The sequence below is a fragment of the Muribaculum sp. NM65_B17 genome, from assembly GCF_004793735.1.
Lineage (GTDB): Bacteria > Bacteroidota > Bacteroidia > Bacteroidales > Muribaculaceae > Muribaculum > Muribaculum gordoncarteri.
Map to the genome: position 1 here is coordinate 1 of NZ_SRYY01000019.1, position 16561 is coordinate 16561.

The following is a 16561-nucleotide window of genomic DNA, read 5'->3' on the forward strand; positions in this document are numbered from 1 at the left end:
CTACGGGAGCGAAGCGGAGTAGTTATAGTGGGCTATAACAAGGGCAAGCCCTGTCTGTCTCCACCATCACTCACGGCTTCGCGGAGGACTCCGTATAAGTGCCGGACAGTTCATCATCCGTCACGCCTTTTCCCCTTGCCCCATGACGGAGCCTCGCAGTCATCGCCACGTGTCGCAAGAATCTTCTGAATGTCGGAGAGCGCGTAGAGTGTGCGCCGTCCCATCTTAGCCGGAACAAGATAGCCCGACTTGCTCCATGCCCACAGCGTGGTGTTGCTCACCATGCACATGGCGGCTGCCTCTTTCTTTGTCAGCCATTTCTCCTCGGTGGGGATTTGGGCGATCTCTCGCGCTTTCATTTCCTGCGCTTTCTCGATAAGCACCTCGGCGAACTTGCAGAGGTCTTCGCCGGTGACTTCAAACTTCATGCGTCCTCCGGCTTCAATCATACTGTAAATATCCATGCTTTTTTGATTAATTTGATGATAGTCTGTTGCCGTCGGTCAATCGGTGCAGGGGTCTCAGACAGCGTTTTTTGAACCCGACCGTCCTCCGCTTGTAAAGAGGTACTATGTTGAAATTATATCTGACAGTCATTATATCATGCCATCATATAGCAATACAGTCATGCAGTCATTAAATGAGACAGTCATGTAAACATAAAATCTTTCAGTCATATAATCTTACAGTCATGTTACCATATAGTCTGACAATCTGACCGTCAGTTTATCATGTTCACAAGCTCAATCTTCATCTCATCATCTATCGCCCTGTATCTTGCAAAAGCCCGGCTTCCCTCCACATGCCCCGACATGGAGGCTATGAGATCGGGGTCTTTCACCTGTTTGTACAGGTTGCCTATGAATGTGCGTCTTGCGAGGTGCGATGATGCTATCTCGTTAAGCGGGCGTTTGACCTCCTCGCGCGTCTTTGTGTCGATTACCGATACCATGCGCGTTATCCCTGCAAGAGTGCACAGTTCCCGGATAGCGTTGTTGTATCTCCAGTCCTCAAAGAAAGGGAGCAGGGAACTTTTGCGGTGGCTGTGCCTTTCGAGCACCGCTCTCGCCTTGTCGTTGAGCGGAACGCGTACAGTCCGGGGATTGCCGTCCTTTGTCTTGTGCGGGATATACTCTATGGCACCATTGACGATGTTGGCCCGTGTCATGCGCGGAATATCACCCATGCGGCAACCTATCAGACATTGGAACATGAAGATGTCGCGCATCTGCCTCAGATGTTCCGGCTTTCCCGACAGGTCGAGGTAATATATACTGTCACGTTCCTCCAACGTCAGATACCACGGCGTGCCATATACGGGTGTCCGCATCTCAAACCGTTGGAACGGCTTTTGCGTTGGAATACCGTTGCGGTCGCACCATTTAAGCACTCCGCTCAGACGGTTCAGTATATCGTAAATGCCGTTTTCGGAAAGCGGTTCCGCCGGGGTACGCATTTTCCCAAGCCCCTTGTATAAAACCGGGTATCGGCTCACGAGCAGATGCTCGCTCATGCAGAATGTCCGGAAGTCGTGCAGGTCATGCTCGGTCATGGTATCGGCTTTGAGGGAGAATGAACGCCTGTGCATGATTTCCTGCTGATAGCGTTCAAACCGCCTTATCTTACGGGATATGCTGTTGAAGGTATATGTGGTACTTTGTGAAAGACCGCGCCGCCTCACATATCTGCCGATCACCTCGGTAAGACGGGTATCAACCACCGCTCCGGCACTGTCATGGATACGCGGATGGTGGTATTCGTCTATGACACGTTGCAGCCAGTCTCCCGAAACGCCCCTGCGGTATTCCTCGGCTATGCGGTCGGCAAGTTCCCTCACCTGTCGGTTGAACGCCCTGCGCTTGGGTTCCGATACGAGCGACACGCGGTTTTTGTATCCTTGCAGTTCCGCGCTCCAATGATTGGGATTTATGGTCAGCTCACTCGCCGCCTTGATGTCGCACCCGGTGTCACGGACACGGAAATATACGGTGGCTTTGTCGGTCACGTTATTCTTCGCGGCGGTCTTGTTGCGTATGTATGCTGTTACTTTCATAGCTATCAGTCCATCATGTTTACAAGTTCGTGCTTCATATCCTCGGCGATTGCCCTGTACCGTCTGAACGCCTTGCTATTCAACGAGTGCCCCGTCATCGAGGCGATCAGGTTCGGGTCCTTGACAAGCCTGTAAAGATTGGCAATGAATGTCCTTCGTGCTGTGTGGGAACTCACGGCTATGTAAATTGGCTTTTTCACCGCCTCATTTGTCTTGGGGTCTGTGACCACAACCGTCCGTGTCACTCCGGCGATGAGGGTTATAACCTTTATATCCTCGTTGTATGACGCCTTGTTGAGACAAGGGAACAGTGACCTACCGGATATGCCGTCATATTTCGCAAGAAGCGTTCTCGCCTTGTCGTTCAGAGGCACACGGCAAAGGGTCGCGCCGTAAGGTCTGCCATCATTGCCGATGGTCTTGTGCGGATAGTATTCCAGAAAACCGTCCTTGATATTGTCTGCGGTCATGCGGTAAAGGTCTCCGGCTCTGCACCCCACAAGGCATTGGAATATGAACATATCCCTATGGCGTTCAAGCCGCGGGAAACCGCTCAAATCGGTGGAGAGTATGCGGTCGCGCTCCTCCAGCGTCAGATATATGGGTGTCCCGTAGGCTTCGCGCCTGACTGAAAAGCCGCGCCACCGCTCGTTTGCGGTCAGCCCCTGTTTCAAAGCCCAGTTCAGAAATGAGCGTATATGCCGGAATATGTTTGTCATGAAATTGTGGGAAAGAGGCACAGGGGCTTTTGAGGGGAGAAAATGGAATTGGTTGTAAAAGTCGGGGTAGATGGCATAAAAGCGGTGCTCCTCCATGATGTAGTCCCATATATCCTGCATATCAGTGGCGGAAAGACTGTCGAGACAAAGCGCAAAACCTTTCTTCCCCAAAATCTCACTGTTGTAAAGCTGGAACCGCTCAATCTTTTTCAGAGTGCCGTTGATGCTCGACAGCCGCTGCTTGCATACCTTTGATTGGGCTATGTATTCACGGAACAGCGCGACAAATGATTTTTCGTCCTCCGGCACAGGTGCCTCATGTCCCACCGTTGGCATTGTCACCTCGTCCTCTCCGGCGAGACAGTCCTTCACGAGATTGCGCAGCCATGAGCCGTCACAGCCCTCGGTGTAACGTTCATGTATCATCACGGTTATATCCTCAATCTTTTGGTTGAGAGCCTTTATTTCCCCTTTTGGCAGTTTTGTGGTGCGCTTGTAGCCGGGGATGTCTGCATCCCAGTAATCCGGATCGGCGAACAGTCCCGACCGCGCCCGCAGGTCTGCCGAACCCTCGCGTACACGGAAACATACCTGACGCATATTGCTGTCGGCGCATACTTTCCCGGAGGAAGTGAGATATACTGATATTTTCATGTCCGTGCGTTTTTTGAATTTATACCGTGTGTTTTGTTTCCGGTGACAAAAGTAAATTCACCGGAACAGTTCTCAACCAAGTTTGGACACATTTCCATCGTTACATGATAGTCCGGCGCATCGCCATCCCTACCCATAAAGTGGGATTTGGGCAACTTTGGGCAATGTTGCCCAACCATGTTCCCAAAAATCCCATACAAGGTTTGGAGCAGATTGGAGGCTTTTGAATTTCTATTCATTCGCAAGTAATTTAATTTCAAGTTATTACATTCAATATTGAATTAACGGACGTTCATTCCGATTTGCTTCTTTTGGTTTTTATGTGCCACGGAACGGATTGATAATGTTGATGTAGCCGTTGTGCATACGCTTTTTCCAGTAGAATATCATCGGGATATTCACTGAATATGGGGTATTGACCTCCTGCCGGGACTGTTCAAAAGATTCATTCTCGAAATTAAACCTGTCCTCGCCGACCTTGTGGTTGTAATACTTGGCGATACCGTCAAGTCCCTGGTGAACGAGCATGGTGCCGACCACCGAGCAGAAGGCATACAGAACACGGCTTGCAGGGAAGCCGAACAGCGACATACCCCATGTGCCGTGATGGAAGATGAAGCATAGTCCCACGAGAGTGAGACCTGCAAGCACAGGATATACCACCATAGTCTTCAGGTTGAACTTCAACGCCTTTTTCGCTTTGGTGCCGATACATACCACACAGATGCAGATAAGCTCGGCAACCTTGCACCCGGCCACGGAGTTGAACACCTTGAAGCGTCCGAGCAGGTCGAGTATGAACTGCGTCACGCGGTTGTCAGCCGTGATAGGCAGGTTCATCACAATCTCGATGATCAGGAATATGTAGATACAGCTACGGAAGTAGTTATACATCTGTTGCTGTTCTTTTGTTTCTTCAAAAGCCATAAGGGAAAGGGATTAGAAAGGTATCTTGAAGCCGAGCATGAGGCCGTTGCGGAACGTGTCGCCATGCAGGAAATTCACATTATTCTTCTGTATGATCGAGAACTCGCATCCGTTCTGAAACACATAATTGTATTCAAAGCCACCCTCGATACCGATGAAAAACTTTCTCTCCACAGCTCCGAACTGAGGGCCGAAGCGTACACGGAAGCTGCCGTTCTTGTAACGGTGCAGACGGTGTTTGTAGATTATACCGCCGTCCCAATAATAACCTTTCCAGAACTGATCCTCGCCTGATTTCCAGTGATTGCCAATCTCGCCATAGACCTCCACGGCGTTGCCGTAGGTGAACGACCTCTCGTAGCCAACAGTGGCGTTGAGAGTTGAGGGGAACAGGAAGCCGGCGTTGACGGCTATCTTGTTTTCCTGAGCGGTGGCCGTGATAGAAGCCACCGCACAGATGATTGCGAACAGTATCTTTTTCATAGTGCCGGATTATTTGTAGATATGGGGTGAATAGTTGAACGGCAGATTTTTGAGTATGTCGGAGTCGAAGCCGTCGGCGTTGAGAATATCGTCATACTCCACGGTAAGGGTTATGACACGTCCGCTTATCTGGTTCTCGGATATTTCGATGCGAAGCACTTTCTCGTCCGGGAATGTCAGCTTGTCGAGCACAAGCACGTTGCGGTAGTTCTTCTTGAACTTCTTGGCAAGATTCAGCGAATATACCGGTGACAGCTCCACTGTCTGCGAGTTTGTGGCCTTGACCTCCTTCTTGTCAGTGAGCTTCACGCGCACCTCGGCGATGTCGTATGCTATCTTGGTGCTGTTCTGAAGGGAATAGTCGATGAAGAAATAGTCGCCTATCGAATAGATGTTGTTGACAATCGCCTTCATGCCGTTGGCTTTCGATACCACCTGATTGTACTTTCGACCGCTGCCATATACGGCCCAAGCGTAACGTGCCATTTCCGACTGTGGCATGGATACCTCCGGATTGATGTATGAGTCCAAACCGGCGTATGGCACACGGTGGATAGAGGCGGCACGCGAGGGTGCGGCGGTATATACCATATCGTACTGTGCCAGATGTCGTTCGCCGATGAGTGTGAGAGTACCCATCAGCTCACCCTCGCGGTAGTGGGAGGGTACAGAGTCAGCCTCTATGAACGGCTTGATACGCACGATATTGTCGGCACACTGGTTGCCGATAATCTTTGTGGTGGATAAGTCCACCATCTTGATATTCTCAGGCATGACGATATGGGTTGTCACTTCCGAGTTTACAAGAATCTTCTCTTTGGCAGTTGCCGGGATTGCGACAGCGCATAGCGCGAGGGTCGCTGCAATTATTCTATCTTTCATAATGGGTTGGTTGATTACCGGTTAATATGCTTCGTCTGAATTGATAAGGTAAACGATGGTGTTGTATTTGATTTTCGCCTTGTTCTTGCGGATATTGGCCGACACAGCGGAAGTCGCGGAGTTATACATATTCTGGAGAGCCTGCAAAGCAATGGCCTCGCCGGATATTACGGAGCCGTAGCCGCTCTCGGACTCAAAGCTGATATTCTGCTGCACTGTGCTGGCACCCGCCTCCTTCATAAAATCGCGGAAAGCGGACTCCGGGACATAGAAGCCCTCCATGCCGTCGTTGTCGAATACCGAAAGGTTCACTTTCAGGAACTTTCCGCCTACAAGAATGGAAGTGATGGCGGCGCGGACACGCTGTTGGCCGAAGCCGGTGACGGTGCCGTACAGATATGTGCCCTTTGCAAGCCTCACATCATGTATTGTCACATCGTCGAGCAACTTGAAACGTAGCCTCGTGCCCTCGTGCGCCTTTGTTGTCTTGTCGATCATGGCACGGATAAGCGGAGCATCGACATTATCGGCCGAACTCCCCACGGTATTGAACTTGTCGGCATTTGTCTCCCTTGATTTAAGCACCAGCAAGGGGCGGTTCTTCTCACGCTCTACCTCACGCGCCCTTGCTATGGAGTCGGCCCGGTGCTTGCGCATGGCTTCCTCCGGGTCGGGCTGTCCTATGCCAAGTCCGGCCTCGATAGCTTTCTGACGCTCGTAGCTGCGCTGCTGTATCGCCTCAAGGTCGCGTGCATATTCGCTCCGAGGGTCAACGGCAGGTTCATAGTCGGCAGGATTATAGCCGTCGCCGTAAGCGTATGAGTTGATATGCCGGCGCGATTCAGCAAGGGAACGCTCCAGTTCCTCCAGCTCCTGCTGCTGACGGATACGCTCAGCCTCGGCCGCGTCGAGACGGTTCAGCTCGTCCTCGGTGTAGCCGTGTTCCAGAGTCTCTCGTTCCTCCTGTTCCTCGCCGAGCGCGCCCACGGCGGTAAAGGCGTCCTCGTCACCGAAGCGGCGTGACATCTCGAACATCTTGTCACCGGGAGCCTCGGCATTGGCCTCCGGCAGAGTGGAGTTGATACGGTCTGTCGCTACGGCCTGAGGGTCATCGCCACCGCCGCCGAAAGTCTCCATAGCGAAATATATCAGCGCACACAGCGGCACGAAAATCACCGCAGGGAAGATATACTTCGGTTGTCTGAAATTAATTTTTTTCATTGTTATCGTTATGTTTGAGGGAATTTACAATCTGTTCAAGCTGCCTGTACCGGCGTATTATGCCGATTGAGTCTTCATGGCTCTTGCGTGGAATGGCGATAAGGGAGTCAAGTTCATGCTTTACTGCCTGACCGTCGCCTGTTATCTCCATGAGCCGTCGGCGTTGCGCCTCTTTGTTGGCCTGAATGGTGCGGAAGCCGCTGAAGATAGGCTCGACCTTGGCGATGGATTGCAGCTCCGGCTCCTGTGACTCCATCCGCGCCCCGGTCACTATGATGTCGCACACGAGTATCATCAGCAGGGAGCCGACGACATAGCCGAAAGTCCGGCGAGGGTGTCGCGTGGCCCATGAGTTGGCCTTTCTGATCCGGGCGGCCAGACGGTAGCGTGTGCCTATGGCACCCATCTTCGGCCGGAGCCATGAGCGTATTGCGCCATGAGCTTTCCTCCGGTTGTCGCTGAAAGTTTGTCTGAGGGATTTCATATCGGGATTTGAGGGATTTGTCAATAGTCAAGGTCTTTGTTTTCAAGAGTACGCCAGTTGGTTATCATCAGTCCGTGGGGATTGTTCTGTGTGCGTGGCACATTCTCCACATAGCCGGTGGTGAGCATGGTGCGTTTTAGATCGCGCGTACGCCTCTTGATAATCTGCGTCCCGTAGTAGCTGAACTTGCGTGTATGCTCGTCGAACTGGATAGAGTCACAGATTATGGTGCAGACAGCCGAAGATGATATGATGTCGGAGTAAAATCCGTTCTCGTCAAGGGCCTGCTTCTGCTTCAGGGCGGTGCCGTCAGCCATATACATGGCCTTGCCGACAGTCCACTTGATATAGTCGTTGTCGGGAGGGAGATTGAAAAAATACTGGTGGAAGAGCTGGATATGCGCCTTCGCCTCCATGATGAAATTGGCTTCAAGTCCGGCACGCTCGGCAAGGAACGGTATGTCGCCGTCAAGAATATATATCTGCTTGCGCTCCTCGGTCACGAGCGACACGCAACGCCACACGGTGAACCCGCAGATGGCGGCGCAACCTATTATGGTTGCCATTACCGTCATCATTGCGAGCCGTGTTTTCTGTTCAAGTGATTTTATCAGCATGATAATCTTGTTTGTCTGATTAAGGGGTGTGTTTCAGATTTCTCCCAGCCTGTGCGCCGATTGAACCGGCCACGTTCCGGGTCACGTTGGTGGCTTTGAGAGCCGCCGAGCCGCCCATCATCGCCGCGCCCATAGCGACACTGCCTGAGGGGGAGGCGGCACCGCTGCTGACACCGCCGGGTATGAGCCATGATGAGACCTCAGGGACAAATCGTATGATATAGGCCCCGACAAGCATACCCATAGCGTACATACAGTTGGAGCCAATGCCCTGCAAACCGAGCGCGCCTATCTGCTCCCACGAGTTGACAGCACCGTGCAACAGGTGGTTGTATGCCACCAGATCCTCCTGAAGATTATACATCAGTATGAAGTCTATGTAGTACAGGCACATATAGGTCACGAAGCCCCATAACGTGAGGGAGAGGAATTTTGACATCCATTGGCTCCATGCCGAGTTCCACGGCGGAGCGAGTGACAGGGCGAACATTATGGGGCAGAACACAATCATTATCGCTATGAATATCCTCTGCGCCACAAGTATGCCGTAGTAGGACATCTGGAAAATCAGCTCCCCGACAAAACGTATAACGTCGTTTATCCACTCGCTTACCTTTGTCTCCGCGGCCACCGCCGCACGCTGGGCGTAGTTGTTGATGGTCTCGCCGAGGTTTTCCACGTTATACACAAGTTTGTCCCACCAGTTCGCGTCCTCGCCTATGGCAGCGACCTGTTTTGCCGTGGATATTGAATCCTGCACTGCCCGGAGGCGTTCAAGATACTCGCCTTGCTTCTGGGCCACTTTCAGCTCCAGTGCCGCGACCTCTTTGTTCTTCGCCATAGCCATTGATTTAGTGGTGGCTTCCAAAGACTTGCCGGGCATCTGGAGAGCCGAGCATATCCATGATGAAGATGATATGCACATTGATATGCCTATGATGCGGAGCAGCTTCATCACGTCCATGCCTCGCCGTCCGAGCATCATCATCCAGCACTCGTATGAGCCTACGCACAGGGCGAGCAACAGTCCGAGCATACGGGCGAAGCTGATGGTGTCGCCTAAAATCGCCACATTCGGAAACGCCTCCATCGCCACAAGCAGCTTGTCAAGGCTCTGGTCGATAGCCGGAAGCCCCATTGTGCAGAGTATTGATAATAAAGTCATATAGTTTTCAATTAGTCAGGTTAATGTTAGTAATGGGTGGCGGCCACTGCCGCGAGGCGGGCGGTGCGCGACACCAGTTTTCCCAGCTCGGCCTTTGCTTCCTCGTATGCCTGCTGACGCTTTGCGTTCTCCAGCCCGTAGCCGACACCCTGTTTATGGATATAGGCGATATTGGCGCAGATGATCTCGTTCTGCCGTGACAGCTCGTCAACCTGATACTTCATCTTCCCCTTGCTCTTGTTAAGGCAGTAGAGAAGCCCGTCGGCGATACAGTCCTGCATACGGCAGATTTCGTCCTTGTAGATCGAATAGACGACATCGACAGCCCGGTCAGCCTCGCGTGCCAGTTCCTCCTTGTAGAGAGATTCGACGTATGCACGCTCTTTCTCCACTTTCGATAGTTTCTGCCGCTGGGTCTCTTCCGCCGTGACACGCACGGGCATGATGCGTTTGACATTTGATTTCTCCTCCTTGAAGCGGACGCGGTAGCCGGATTTGAAGCCGGCCCATTTCCAGTACATTTCCGCGCCGGAATAATTCTTGTGCAGGAAATAATAGTACCAGTCGGGAGCGAAGTCCCACGGCCCGTTCTCCATTGAGAGCCATTGCTTCTCCTTCTGGTCGTCATGGATTGTGGGTGTCTTGGCCGACACTGCCGCCGGGAGTGCCGCTATGAGCAGGGCAAGCGATAATGCGGTGATAGTTCTGAATTTCATGATCGGTATATGTTTATTGGTTCCACTTGTTGATTACCGCTCCCACAATCTCGTCCTTGACATCGGAGGTGAGTATCTCCCAGATGTAGTCAGGCTTCCAGCCACAGTTTGTCATGAGGTAGCACCACAGGTTGGCGTTGTCGATAATCCGCCGGGCGTTCTCTATGGTGTCCTTCAGCGACATGACAAGGTTCATCTTCTCGTCCATCGAGGCTTTCATGAGGTTTATGCCGGAGGCGGCCACGGTAGCGTATAGTTTCTGGGCGTGCTTTATCTCGCGTGCTATGGCAAGGTTGGCGTCGGCATAGTACCACGCGACAAAAGGCTTCTTTGTCACATACTTATAGGTGTTTACCGTAAAGTCCTTGTATTCCTTTGTCAGCAGATAGAGTGAGCTGGCGGTCGAGGATATGGCAGCGGCGAGTATCACGTATGAGTAAGCGTTGTTGAGCTTGGTGTCGAGCGTCGAGCGTACATCATTGAACTTCTCCGCCCCTTTGGTGACAAGCGATTGCTCCCCGAAGCTCGTGGCTATGCGTGCCAACGCCTGGTCTTCATCTTTCTTGACAGCCTTGTGCAGAGCCATCAGAGCCTCGAATGTCGGCAGGTCTTTCGGAAAGTCGAAGGCGAATGGCTTTAAGGGAAGAAGCAGAGCCACCAGAGCTATGATTGTAAGTTTCCGTATCATCATGGCTCCGTCATTTTATGATCCGCAGTCCGTTCCAGTTGAGTATCAGCATACCGACCTGATTCTGCATGACTTTCATATTGGCCCAGCCCTCCGGGTCTATTGCAAAAAACAGGTCATCTTTTGTGGCGTACTGAGCCATAGCCATCATAGCCTGAACCTTGTAGCGGATTTCGAGAAGGTCGGTGTAGATTTTGTTGGCTACCGTCAGGCGGTCGTAGCGGTCAAGGAAATTGTATCCGTCGCTCTTGGTCGCGGCGGTAGCCTGACCTTTGAGGGGATTCTGAATCTTGCCGTTGTTGACTATGTTGATGAAGTCTGCCACAAGCTGCTGTGTCTGTGCCGTGAGGTTGCCGAGTTCATTAAGGCATAGTGCCTTGTTGGTGAACTTGGCCTTGCTTACGGTCTTTACCAGCTCCGGCACGCTCTTGACTATGTCGAAGGCGCACAGTCCTATCTCCACATAATATTTGCTCTCGGTGCCGAAGCCGGAAATGTTCTCCATAGTCACCTTGTAGAGTTCGGTGATGGTAGCCATGCTCACGGTGTATTGCTCCAGCTTGTTCTGCTTGGCGGATATGGAGTCGAGTCTCCTGTTGTGCTGATCCTCGATGGCTTTCTGCGATGCGAGATTGGTTGTCACCGCTTTCAGGCAGTACGGGTCAATCACCACTTTCCATGCCGAGGCGTGATGAAATGATGTTATCATACATATAGTCATCAGCACATTACGCATAAGGCATTGTGAATTATGAATTATAATGTTTACCATAGCGACATTACTTTCTGTTGTTGGTTGACCTTACGGGCAAAATCAAGATATTTGGATATTCCGGCTCTCTTGCGGTCGGCCTCGATGTTGGTTATCGCCTCCTGCATGGTGCCGTAATGACGGAGATATATTTTCAGAGCCTCTTTCTCGGCCCTCTCGGTGGTGTAGGCCCAGTAACACTCCGGCGGCTCCTCGACGCCATAGACATCGGAGTTCTGGCCGCGGCATATCCACACCTCTTTGAAGTAGTTGCGTCCCTCCTTGTTATTGAGGGCGTTGACTGTGAATATCTGCTGTTTCTGAATAGGAGTCAGTCCGAGTATGGCCGCTATATCGTTGTACCTGTCCTTGAACTTCGACTGGTCGAGCAATATCTTCACATCGGAGTTGTTGATTATCGCCTCCTTTACGATGGGAGAGTCAATAACATCGTTAAGCTCCTGTGTCACCACACCGGCTATGCCGTGGAACTTGCGGACGGTCTTATACAGGAACTTTATGTACTCCGCCATAGTGGGCGAGGCTATCGCTTTCCATGCCTCCTCGATTATCAGGGCCTTTCGACCTTTCTTGATACGCATTTTCTGAAGAAACACGTCCATGATTATCAGCACCACGATAGGGAAAAGCACTGGGTCATCCTTAATCTTGTCGATTTCAAAGACAATGAAACGCTCATCGAAAAGATTTGTGTCAAGGTCGGAGTTGAGCGTCACCTCCAGCTCTCCACCACGGTAGAACTGTTTGAGGATAGCGGCAAAGTCTCGTATGTCGAAATGTATCTTCTCCAGCGATGTGATCTGCGGTATCCGTTCAAGGGCGAACTCGTAGTAGGTGTTGAAGGAGAGCGACGGCACTTTGAGGCGGCGTTTCTGCTCCTCCATGTGGTCTATCTGCTTGTCAATCTTCATCAGCATGGAGGTCTCGTGCAGCTCTTTCTTATACACCTCAATCTTTGAGGCAGCTTTCTCTTTCTCCGCCTCGGTAGTTGCGCGGTCAACAATCATGGCCCTCAGTGCCCGACACTGTCTGATAATCTTGTTGCGCCGTTCATCGGAAGGGAGTATGAGAGCGCGGACGGTTGTCTTTGTCTCCGGCTCAGGGGAGTTTATCTGTTCCTCGATGTCGCGCATATCGGTGGCGAACTTCTCGTAGTCGTCCTCCATCTTGGCCGCCACAAGCAATTTCTGGCGCAGGCCCTCACGCTCGGTGTCGGAGAAAGATGTGAACGGATTGAAATATGCCTCGTAATATTCCACGATGGTCTGGTTGACAAGCATATCCTCAATTTTTGAGGGAGCCTCGTTGCCTTTGAAAATCAGGAATATCAGCGATTTGAGAAAATTCTTCTTCTCCCCGAAGTTCTGCTCGTATTCCTCGCGTGTCACCTTAAACGGGTTCATGGAGATAGGCTTCTCCTTTGAGTATGAGATGTATGTGCCGCCGAAATAGCCGCAAATGCCCTCGTAGGAGTCGCCGGTATCGACCATCACGACATCGGTGTTCTGCTCCAACAGCTGTCTTACCACACTGTTCATGTGGAAGCGGTTAAATTGTTATGTGTCAGCGTTTAATAGTATTAAACGGTACGTCCGAGAACCAAAAATCCTATGTGTGGGCTAAAAATGACGTGCCGTAACCGAAGAAAGTGTGTTTCAGTGCGTTAGGTAGTGTTGATACAATATTACGGAAACTTTGACAAAGAGTGGTATCTCTTAACTATTTTATATTTTACTTTACAATCTTTAACCGTGTATTTGGGGCTGTTTTTTGCTATTGGTACTTCCAAAATGGCTGTCCGCACTTGTCGGCGTATCAAAATCGGGTCGAGGGGTTTCCCCTTGCAAGGGTGTTTTCGGAGGGCGAATGTCCGACAAAAACACATCTTGCAGAGGCTATCGAACACCAACTTTGCCAATGTCGGATTTAATCACACTGAAAAGTAGGCTAATACGTTGATATGTCTGATTTTTGATGTATCTTTGCATTTGAAATCAAACGCTTATCCCCAAATGGCAAAAATCACAGTTCAGAATATGAATATAAAAATAGAATTAAATGAAAGTCTCATTAGATGTTCCGAACTATTCCTTTGATACCGGAATGACACTCAAATGGGAAGGTAACTTCAAAATTAAGGTCTCCGATATGAATGGGAGTATCTTAATTGAAGCAAATACTGATGGGTTAGTTTCTTTGGCAAATCACTTGCTAAATTTATCTCAATCATCGGTTCAGACAGGAACTCACCTTCACTTTGATGAGAATAACTCTCTTGAAGATGGGTCTTTAGATTTAATAATCGAAAAGATTTAATTCCAAGACGTCAGTTTATATGAGCGTGTTGATAAGGATAATAAACTTTTGAAATAAACCTCACGATGATTAAATATATTGAGAAAGGTGATATATTCAATATCAGTGGCGTAAGCAGCTATGCCCACGGATGCAACTGTGCCGGAGCGATGGGTAAAGGAATTGCCTTGCAATTTCGTAGTAAATACCCGGAAATGTATTCGGAATATAAAGCGATGTGCAAAGATGGAATTTACAAGCCTGGTGATGTTTTCGATTACAATTATGGAGACGGACACATATATAATCTTGGCACACAGGCTACATGGAGAACAAGAGCACGGATAGAATATATCGAGCAGTCGGTTAAAGCAATGCTTGAATTGGCTGTGAGGGAAAATGTGACAAAAATTGCTCTCCCTGCGATTGGGGCCGGATTGGGTGGCTTGAAATGGGATGATGTGAAAGATGTTCTGAATAGAGTGTCTGCCGATTATCCAACCATCGACTTATATGTTGTGGAAGCCTACCAAAGCAACATCCCCATATCCGAATAATTGGATTCCAAGTATTTTCAACCCATAAAATGAGATGGTTACAGCCGTGAGGTACAATAGGGGAACAAAAGACTTTATTTATTGTAGAAATAAGCTATCAATGAGACAATGGGCTTTAACGCACTGCGAAAGTACGGTAAAGCCCACTATGCGGAAAAAACGTAAAGTTAATGTTCGTAGATACCCATTGAAATAGACCATTTGGCATCGGCAGGAATACGGCGGACAAGAATTGCACTACGCAAGTATGTGAAATTCTCAATTTCGCCGTCCACATATTCCGAGTCCTTAATACGGTCATAAGTGGTGTTGAATTGATAGCGTTCTTCCCAATTATCGTAACACCAACTGTACTGATATGTGACAATATCACCTAAGATAAGTTGATATACAATAACAAGAGAATACTCAGAGAAGTTTATGTTAGCTCTCACAAAATCCTCAGTACTGAAATGACTGTCTTCGGGCAATTCACCTATTGAATTGACAATAAATAATTTATCCTTATATTCGGCAAAGTCTTTGAGTTCCGACAATTTTACAGGCATAGTTTGTGTATTGAATTGTCGATGAATAGTAAGTGGTGTATATTCAGGCTCTCTGTCCTCTTTGTTGCAAGATGTCAATAAAGCAACAGTGAGCAGGATAAGGATGTTGAGTATTTGCTTCATAGTGAGTCGATTTTGTTTGCAATAATAACGGCAAAACTTGCTAAATATTGCTATCCTCATGCTCAAAAAAATGCTATATACCGCATTGTATGAACAAGTGCAAACATCACCGTCTCATACCTCTACGTTGTAGCTGTTCAAGATCCTCCATGACAGCAGGGAAAGAAGAAGTGAGGCGGTCGAGTTCCTTGCAACCTTTGTCAAATTCCTTGTCGGTTCGGAACGGTCGGGCGAATATCTTGACAAAATGGACTATTATTGCTTTCCTATATTTTATCACAGATACAACAAACAGCTACATATCTGCGTTTTAATAAAAAAACAATCATATGGAAATATCAAGAGTTACGATGATAGTGGCATTTGCCATATTATTGCTAAGTGGTTGTTCCAAATCATATAAAAATGCTGTATCGTATGGTGGGACAGGCTATACGGAGCAAAAGCACAAGGAAGAAAATTTAGCTTCTGATGAAGAAGGGGCGGTGCAAGAGCCAGCATGGACTTATTTTGAAAGGTTGTCATATCTGTTTGGAGCAGACTCAACGTGTGTAGGAATGACCGATGAAATGAATTTTCCGGAATGGTATTCAGGTTGTTTTGTGAATGATAGGAACAGACTTACCATAAATGTAGTCGGAGATACTGTCGAAATCCGCGAAGCTCTTTCTCAACAGCTCGGAGGAAATGAATTCGATTTGGGTATTGGTGTGTGTTCAATCAAAGAGCAAATTAAGACAACACAACTCTTAAGGGAAGCTATCGCGAAAAAATATGATGGAGACCTTACTTTTGGAGCCAAATCGGATGGCTCAATAGATGTGTGTCTGCAAGGGAACAACGACTCTATCATATCCAAATTCAAGAGAGATGTATTCGATTCCCATATTCTGCGTTTCACGTTATCTGATAAGGTCGGAATTGTAGAATTGATGAATCGAGAGACAAACAACAGTCAGGATGAAATATACTCAGAGCATGAGACCACTCCACAGTTTCCCGGAGGTGACACTGCGATGCTGTCGTATATCTATGATAATCTGAAATATCCGCAGGATGCTTATGACAAAAACATACAGGGGCGCGTAGTGCTACAATTCCTTGTCCGCAAAACAGGAGAAATAGATTCCGTAAAAATAGTAAGAGAAAAAGATCCATCTCTTGATGCGGAAGCATTGAGGTTGGTTTCGGGTTTTCCGCGATTTATGCCTGCAACACTCGACCTTTTGCCTGTGGATAAATGGTTGGCACTTCCCATAAAATTCAATAAAGCCGATTATGATGAAAGGCAAAGCAAACTTTATCCCGCTTTCCATTTTGATAATGGCGATGATTATGTGGTGGATGGTATGTACCGCATAGTTGATGAACAGGGTCGGATTGGATATGCCGATGAGAAGGGAAACACCGTCATCGCTCCACGGTTCAAGTGTGCGTTTCCTTTTGAGAATGGCAAAGCGAAAGTGGCTGATACCGGAGAAAACAGGCAATATGATGCGGAACACAGTTACTGGGAGAGTGACGGTTGGTATTATATCGACAAGACAGGTCGGAAAATAGACTGAACATATCATCGCCTCATACTCCTGCGATGTGGCTGTTCAAGATCCTCCATGACAGCAGGGAAAGAAGAAGTGAGGCGGTCGAGTTCCTTGCA

Annotated in this window: 16 protein-coding genes and 2 pseudogenes; 3 read left to right on the forward strand and 15 right to left on the reverse strand. The window is 49.1% G+C overall.

Annotated features, from left to right (window positions below; translation table 11 throughout):
* Nucleotides 1-113: 113 nt before the first annotated feature.
* The 14 genes and pseudogenes from E5354_RS13700 to E5354_RS13765 form a co-directional block, all read right to left on the reverse strand.
* Nucleotides 114-464: a helix-turn-helix domain-containing protein gene (locus E5354_RS13700; protein WP_107036858.1), complete on the reverse strand. Its 351-nt coding sequence runs from the start codon at nt 462-464 to the stop codon at nt 114-116.
* 257 nt (nt 465-721) lie between these two features.
* Nucleotides 722-2053 (reverse strand): tyrosine-type recombinase/integrase, encoded by a 1332-nt coding sequence (locus tag E5354_RS13705; RefSeq protein ID WP_123397251.1) that lies wholly within the window; start codon nt 2051-2053, stop codon nt 722-724.
* Nucleotides 2054-2058: 5 nt separating this feature from the next.
* Complete coding sequence (locus E5354_RS13710; protein WP_107036856.1) at nt 2059-3426, reverse strand: site-specific integrase; 1368 nt, start codon at nt 3424-3426, stop codon at nt 2059-2061.
* A 321-nt stretch (nt 3427-3747) separates the two neighbouring features.
* Nucleotides 3748-4353 (reverse strand): annotated as a pseudogene (locus tag E5354_RS13715) (YWFCY domain-containing protein); the annotation flags it as partial.
* Between the two features lie 12 nt (nt 4354-4365).
* Nucleotides 4366-4836 (reverse strand): hypothetical protein, encoded by a 471-nt coding sequence (locus E5354_RS13720; RefSeq protein ID WP_135947810.1) that lies wholly within the window; start codon nt 4834-4836, stop codon nt 4366-4368.
* Between the two features lie 9 nt (nt 4837-4845).
* Entirely contained in the window at nt 4846-5718 is an 873-nt protein-coding gene (gene traN / locus E5354_RS13725) for a conjugative transposon protein TraN (RefSeq protein ID WP_135947811.1), read from the reverse strand.
* A gap of 21 nt (nt 5719-5739) precedes the next feature.
* Complete coding sequence (locus tag E5354_RS13730) at nt 5740-6939, reverse strand: conjugative transposon protein TraM (RefSeq protein WP_135947812.1); 1200 nt, start codon at nt 6937-6939, stop codon at nt 5740-5742.
* The gene (locus E5354_RS13735; protein WP_135947813.1) at nt 6926-7423 is read right to left on the reverse strand and encodes a hypothetical protein; all 498 of its coding nucleotides are present in this window, start codon (nt 7421-7423) and stop codon (nt 6926-6928) included. The genes E5354_RS13730 and E5354_RS13735 overlap by 14 nt, the downstream gene beginning before the upstream one ends.
* Nucleotides 7424-7443: 20 nt before the next feature.
* Nucleotides 7444-8040 (reverse strand): conjugative transposon protein TraK, encoded by a 597-nt coding sequence (traK, locus tag E5354_RS13740; RefSeq protein WP_103983131.1) that lies wholly within the window; start codon nt 8038-8040, stop codon nt 7444-7446.
* 19 nt (nt 8041-8059) lie between these two features.
* Entirely contained in the window at nt 8060-9205 is a 1146-nt protein-coding gene (locus tag E5354_RS13745) for a hypothetical protein (protein WP_123550291.1), read from the reverse strand.
* A 26-nt stretch (nt 9206-9231) separates the two neighbouring features.
* A complete protein-coding gene (locus E5354_RS13750; protein ID WP_135947814.1) occupies nt 9232-9921 on the reverse strand; it encodes a DUF5045 domain-containing protein in 690 nt (229 codons plus the stop codon).
* 13 nt (nt 9922-9934) lie between these two features.
* Nucleotides 9935-10609, reverse strand: coding sequence for a hypothetical protein (locus tag E5354_RS13755; RefSeq protein ID WP_135947817.1), 675 nt, complete (start codon nt 10607-10609; stop codon nt 9935-9937).
* Between the two features lie 10 nt (nt 10610-10619).
* Nucleotides 10620-11318 (reverse strand): hypothetical protein, encoded by a 699-nt coding sequence (locus tag E5354_RS13760; protein ID WP_246863829.1) that lies wholly within the window; start codon nt 11316-11318, stop codon nt 10620-10622.
* Between the two features lie 56 nt (nt 11319-11374).
* Nucleotides 11375-12925, reverse strand: a pseudogene (locus E5354_RS13765) (TraG family conjugative transposon ATPase); the annotation flags it as partial.
* Between the two features lie 514 nt (nt 12926-13439).
* On the opposite strand from E5354_RS13765, the gene E5354_RS13770 reads away from it, so the two are divergent.
* Nucleotides 13440-13697: a hypothetical protein gene (locus tag E5354_RS13770; protein ID WP_135947816.1), complete on the forward strand. Its 258-nt coding sequence runs from the start codon at nt 13440-13442 to the stop codon at nt 13695-13697.
* 65 nt (nt 13698-13762) lie between these two features.
* Entirely contained in the window at nt 13763-14233 is a 471-nt protein-coding gene (locus E5354_RS13775; protein ID WP_123397103.1) for a macro domain-containing protein, read from the forward strand.
* Between the two features lie 167 nt (nt 14234-14400).
* Here E5354_RS13775 and E5354_RS13780 read toward each other — a convergent pair whose 3' ends face one another.
* Complete coding sequence (locus E5354_RS13780; protein ID WP_123397104.1) at nt 14401-14904, reverse strand: hypothetical protein; 504 nt, start codon at nt 14902-14904, stop codon at nt 14401-14403.
* 329 nt (nt 14905-15233) lie between these two features.
* Here E5354_RS13780 and E5354_RS14385 point away from each other — a divergent pair, with 329 nt between their 5' ends.
* Entirely contained in the window at nt 15234-16469 is a 1236-nt protein-coding gene (locus E5354_RS14385) for a TonB family protein (RefSeq protein WP_123397105.1), read from the forward strand.
* Nucleotides 16470-16561: the final 92 nt, after the last annotated feature.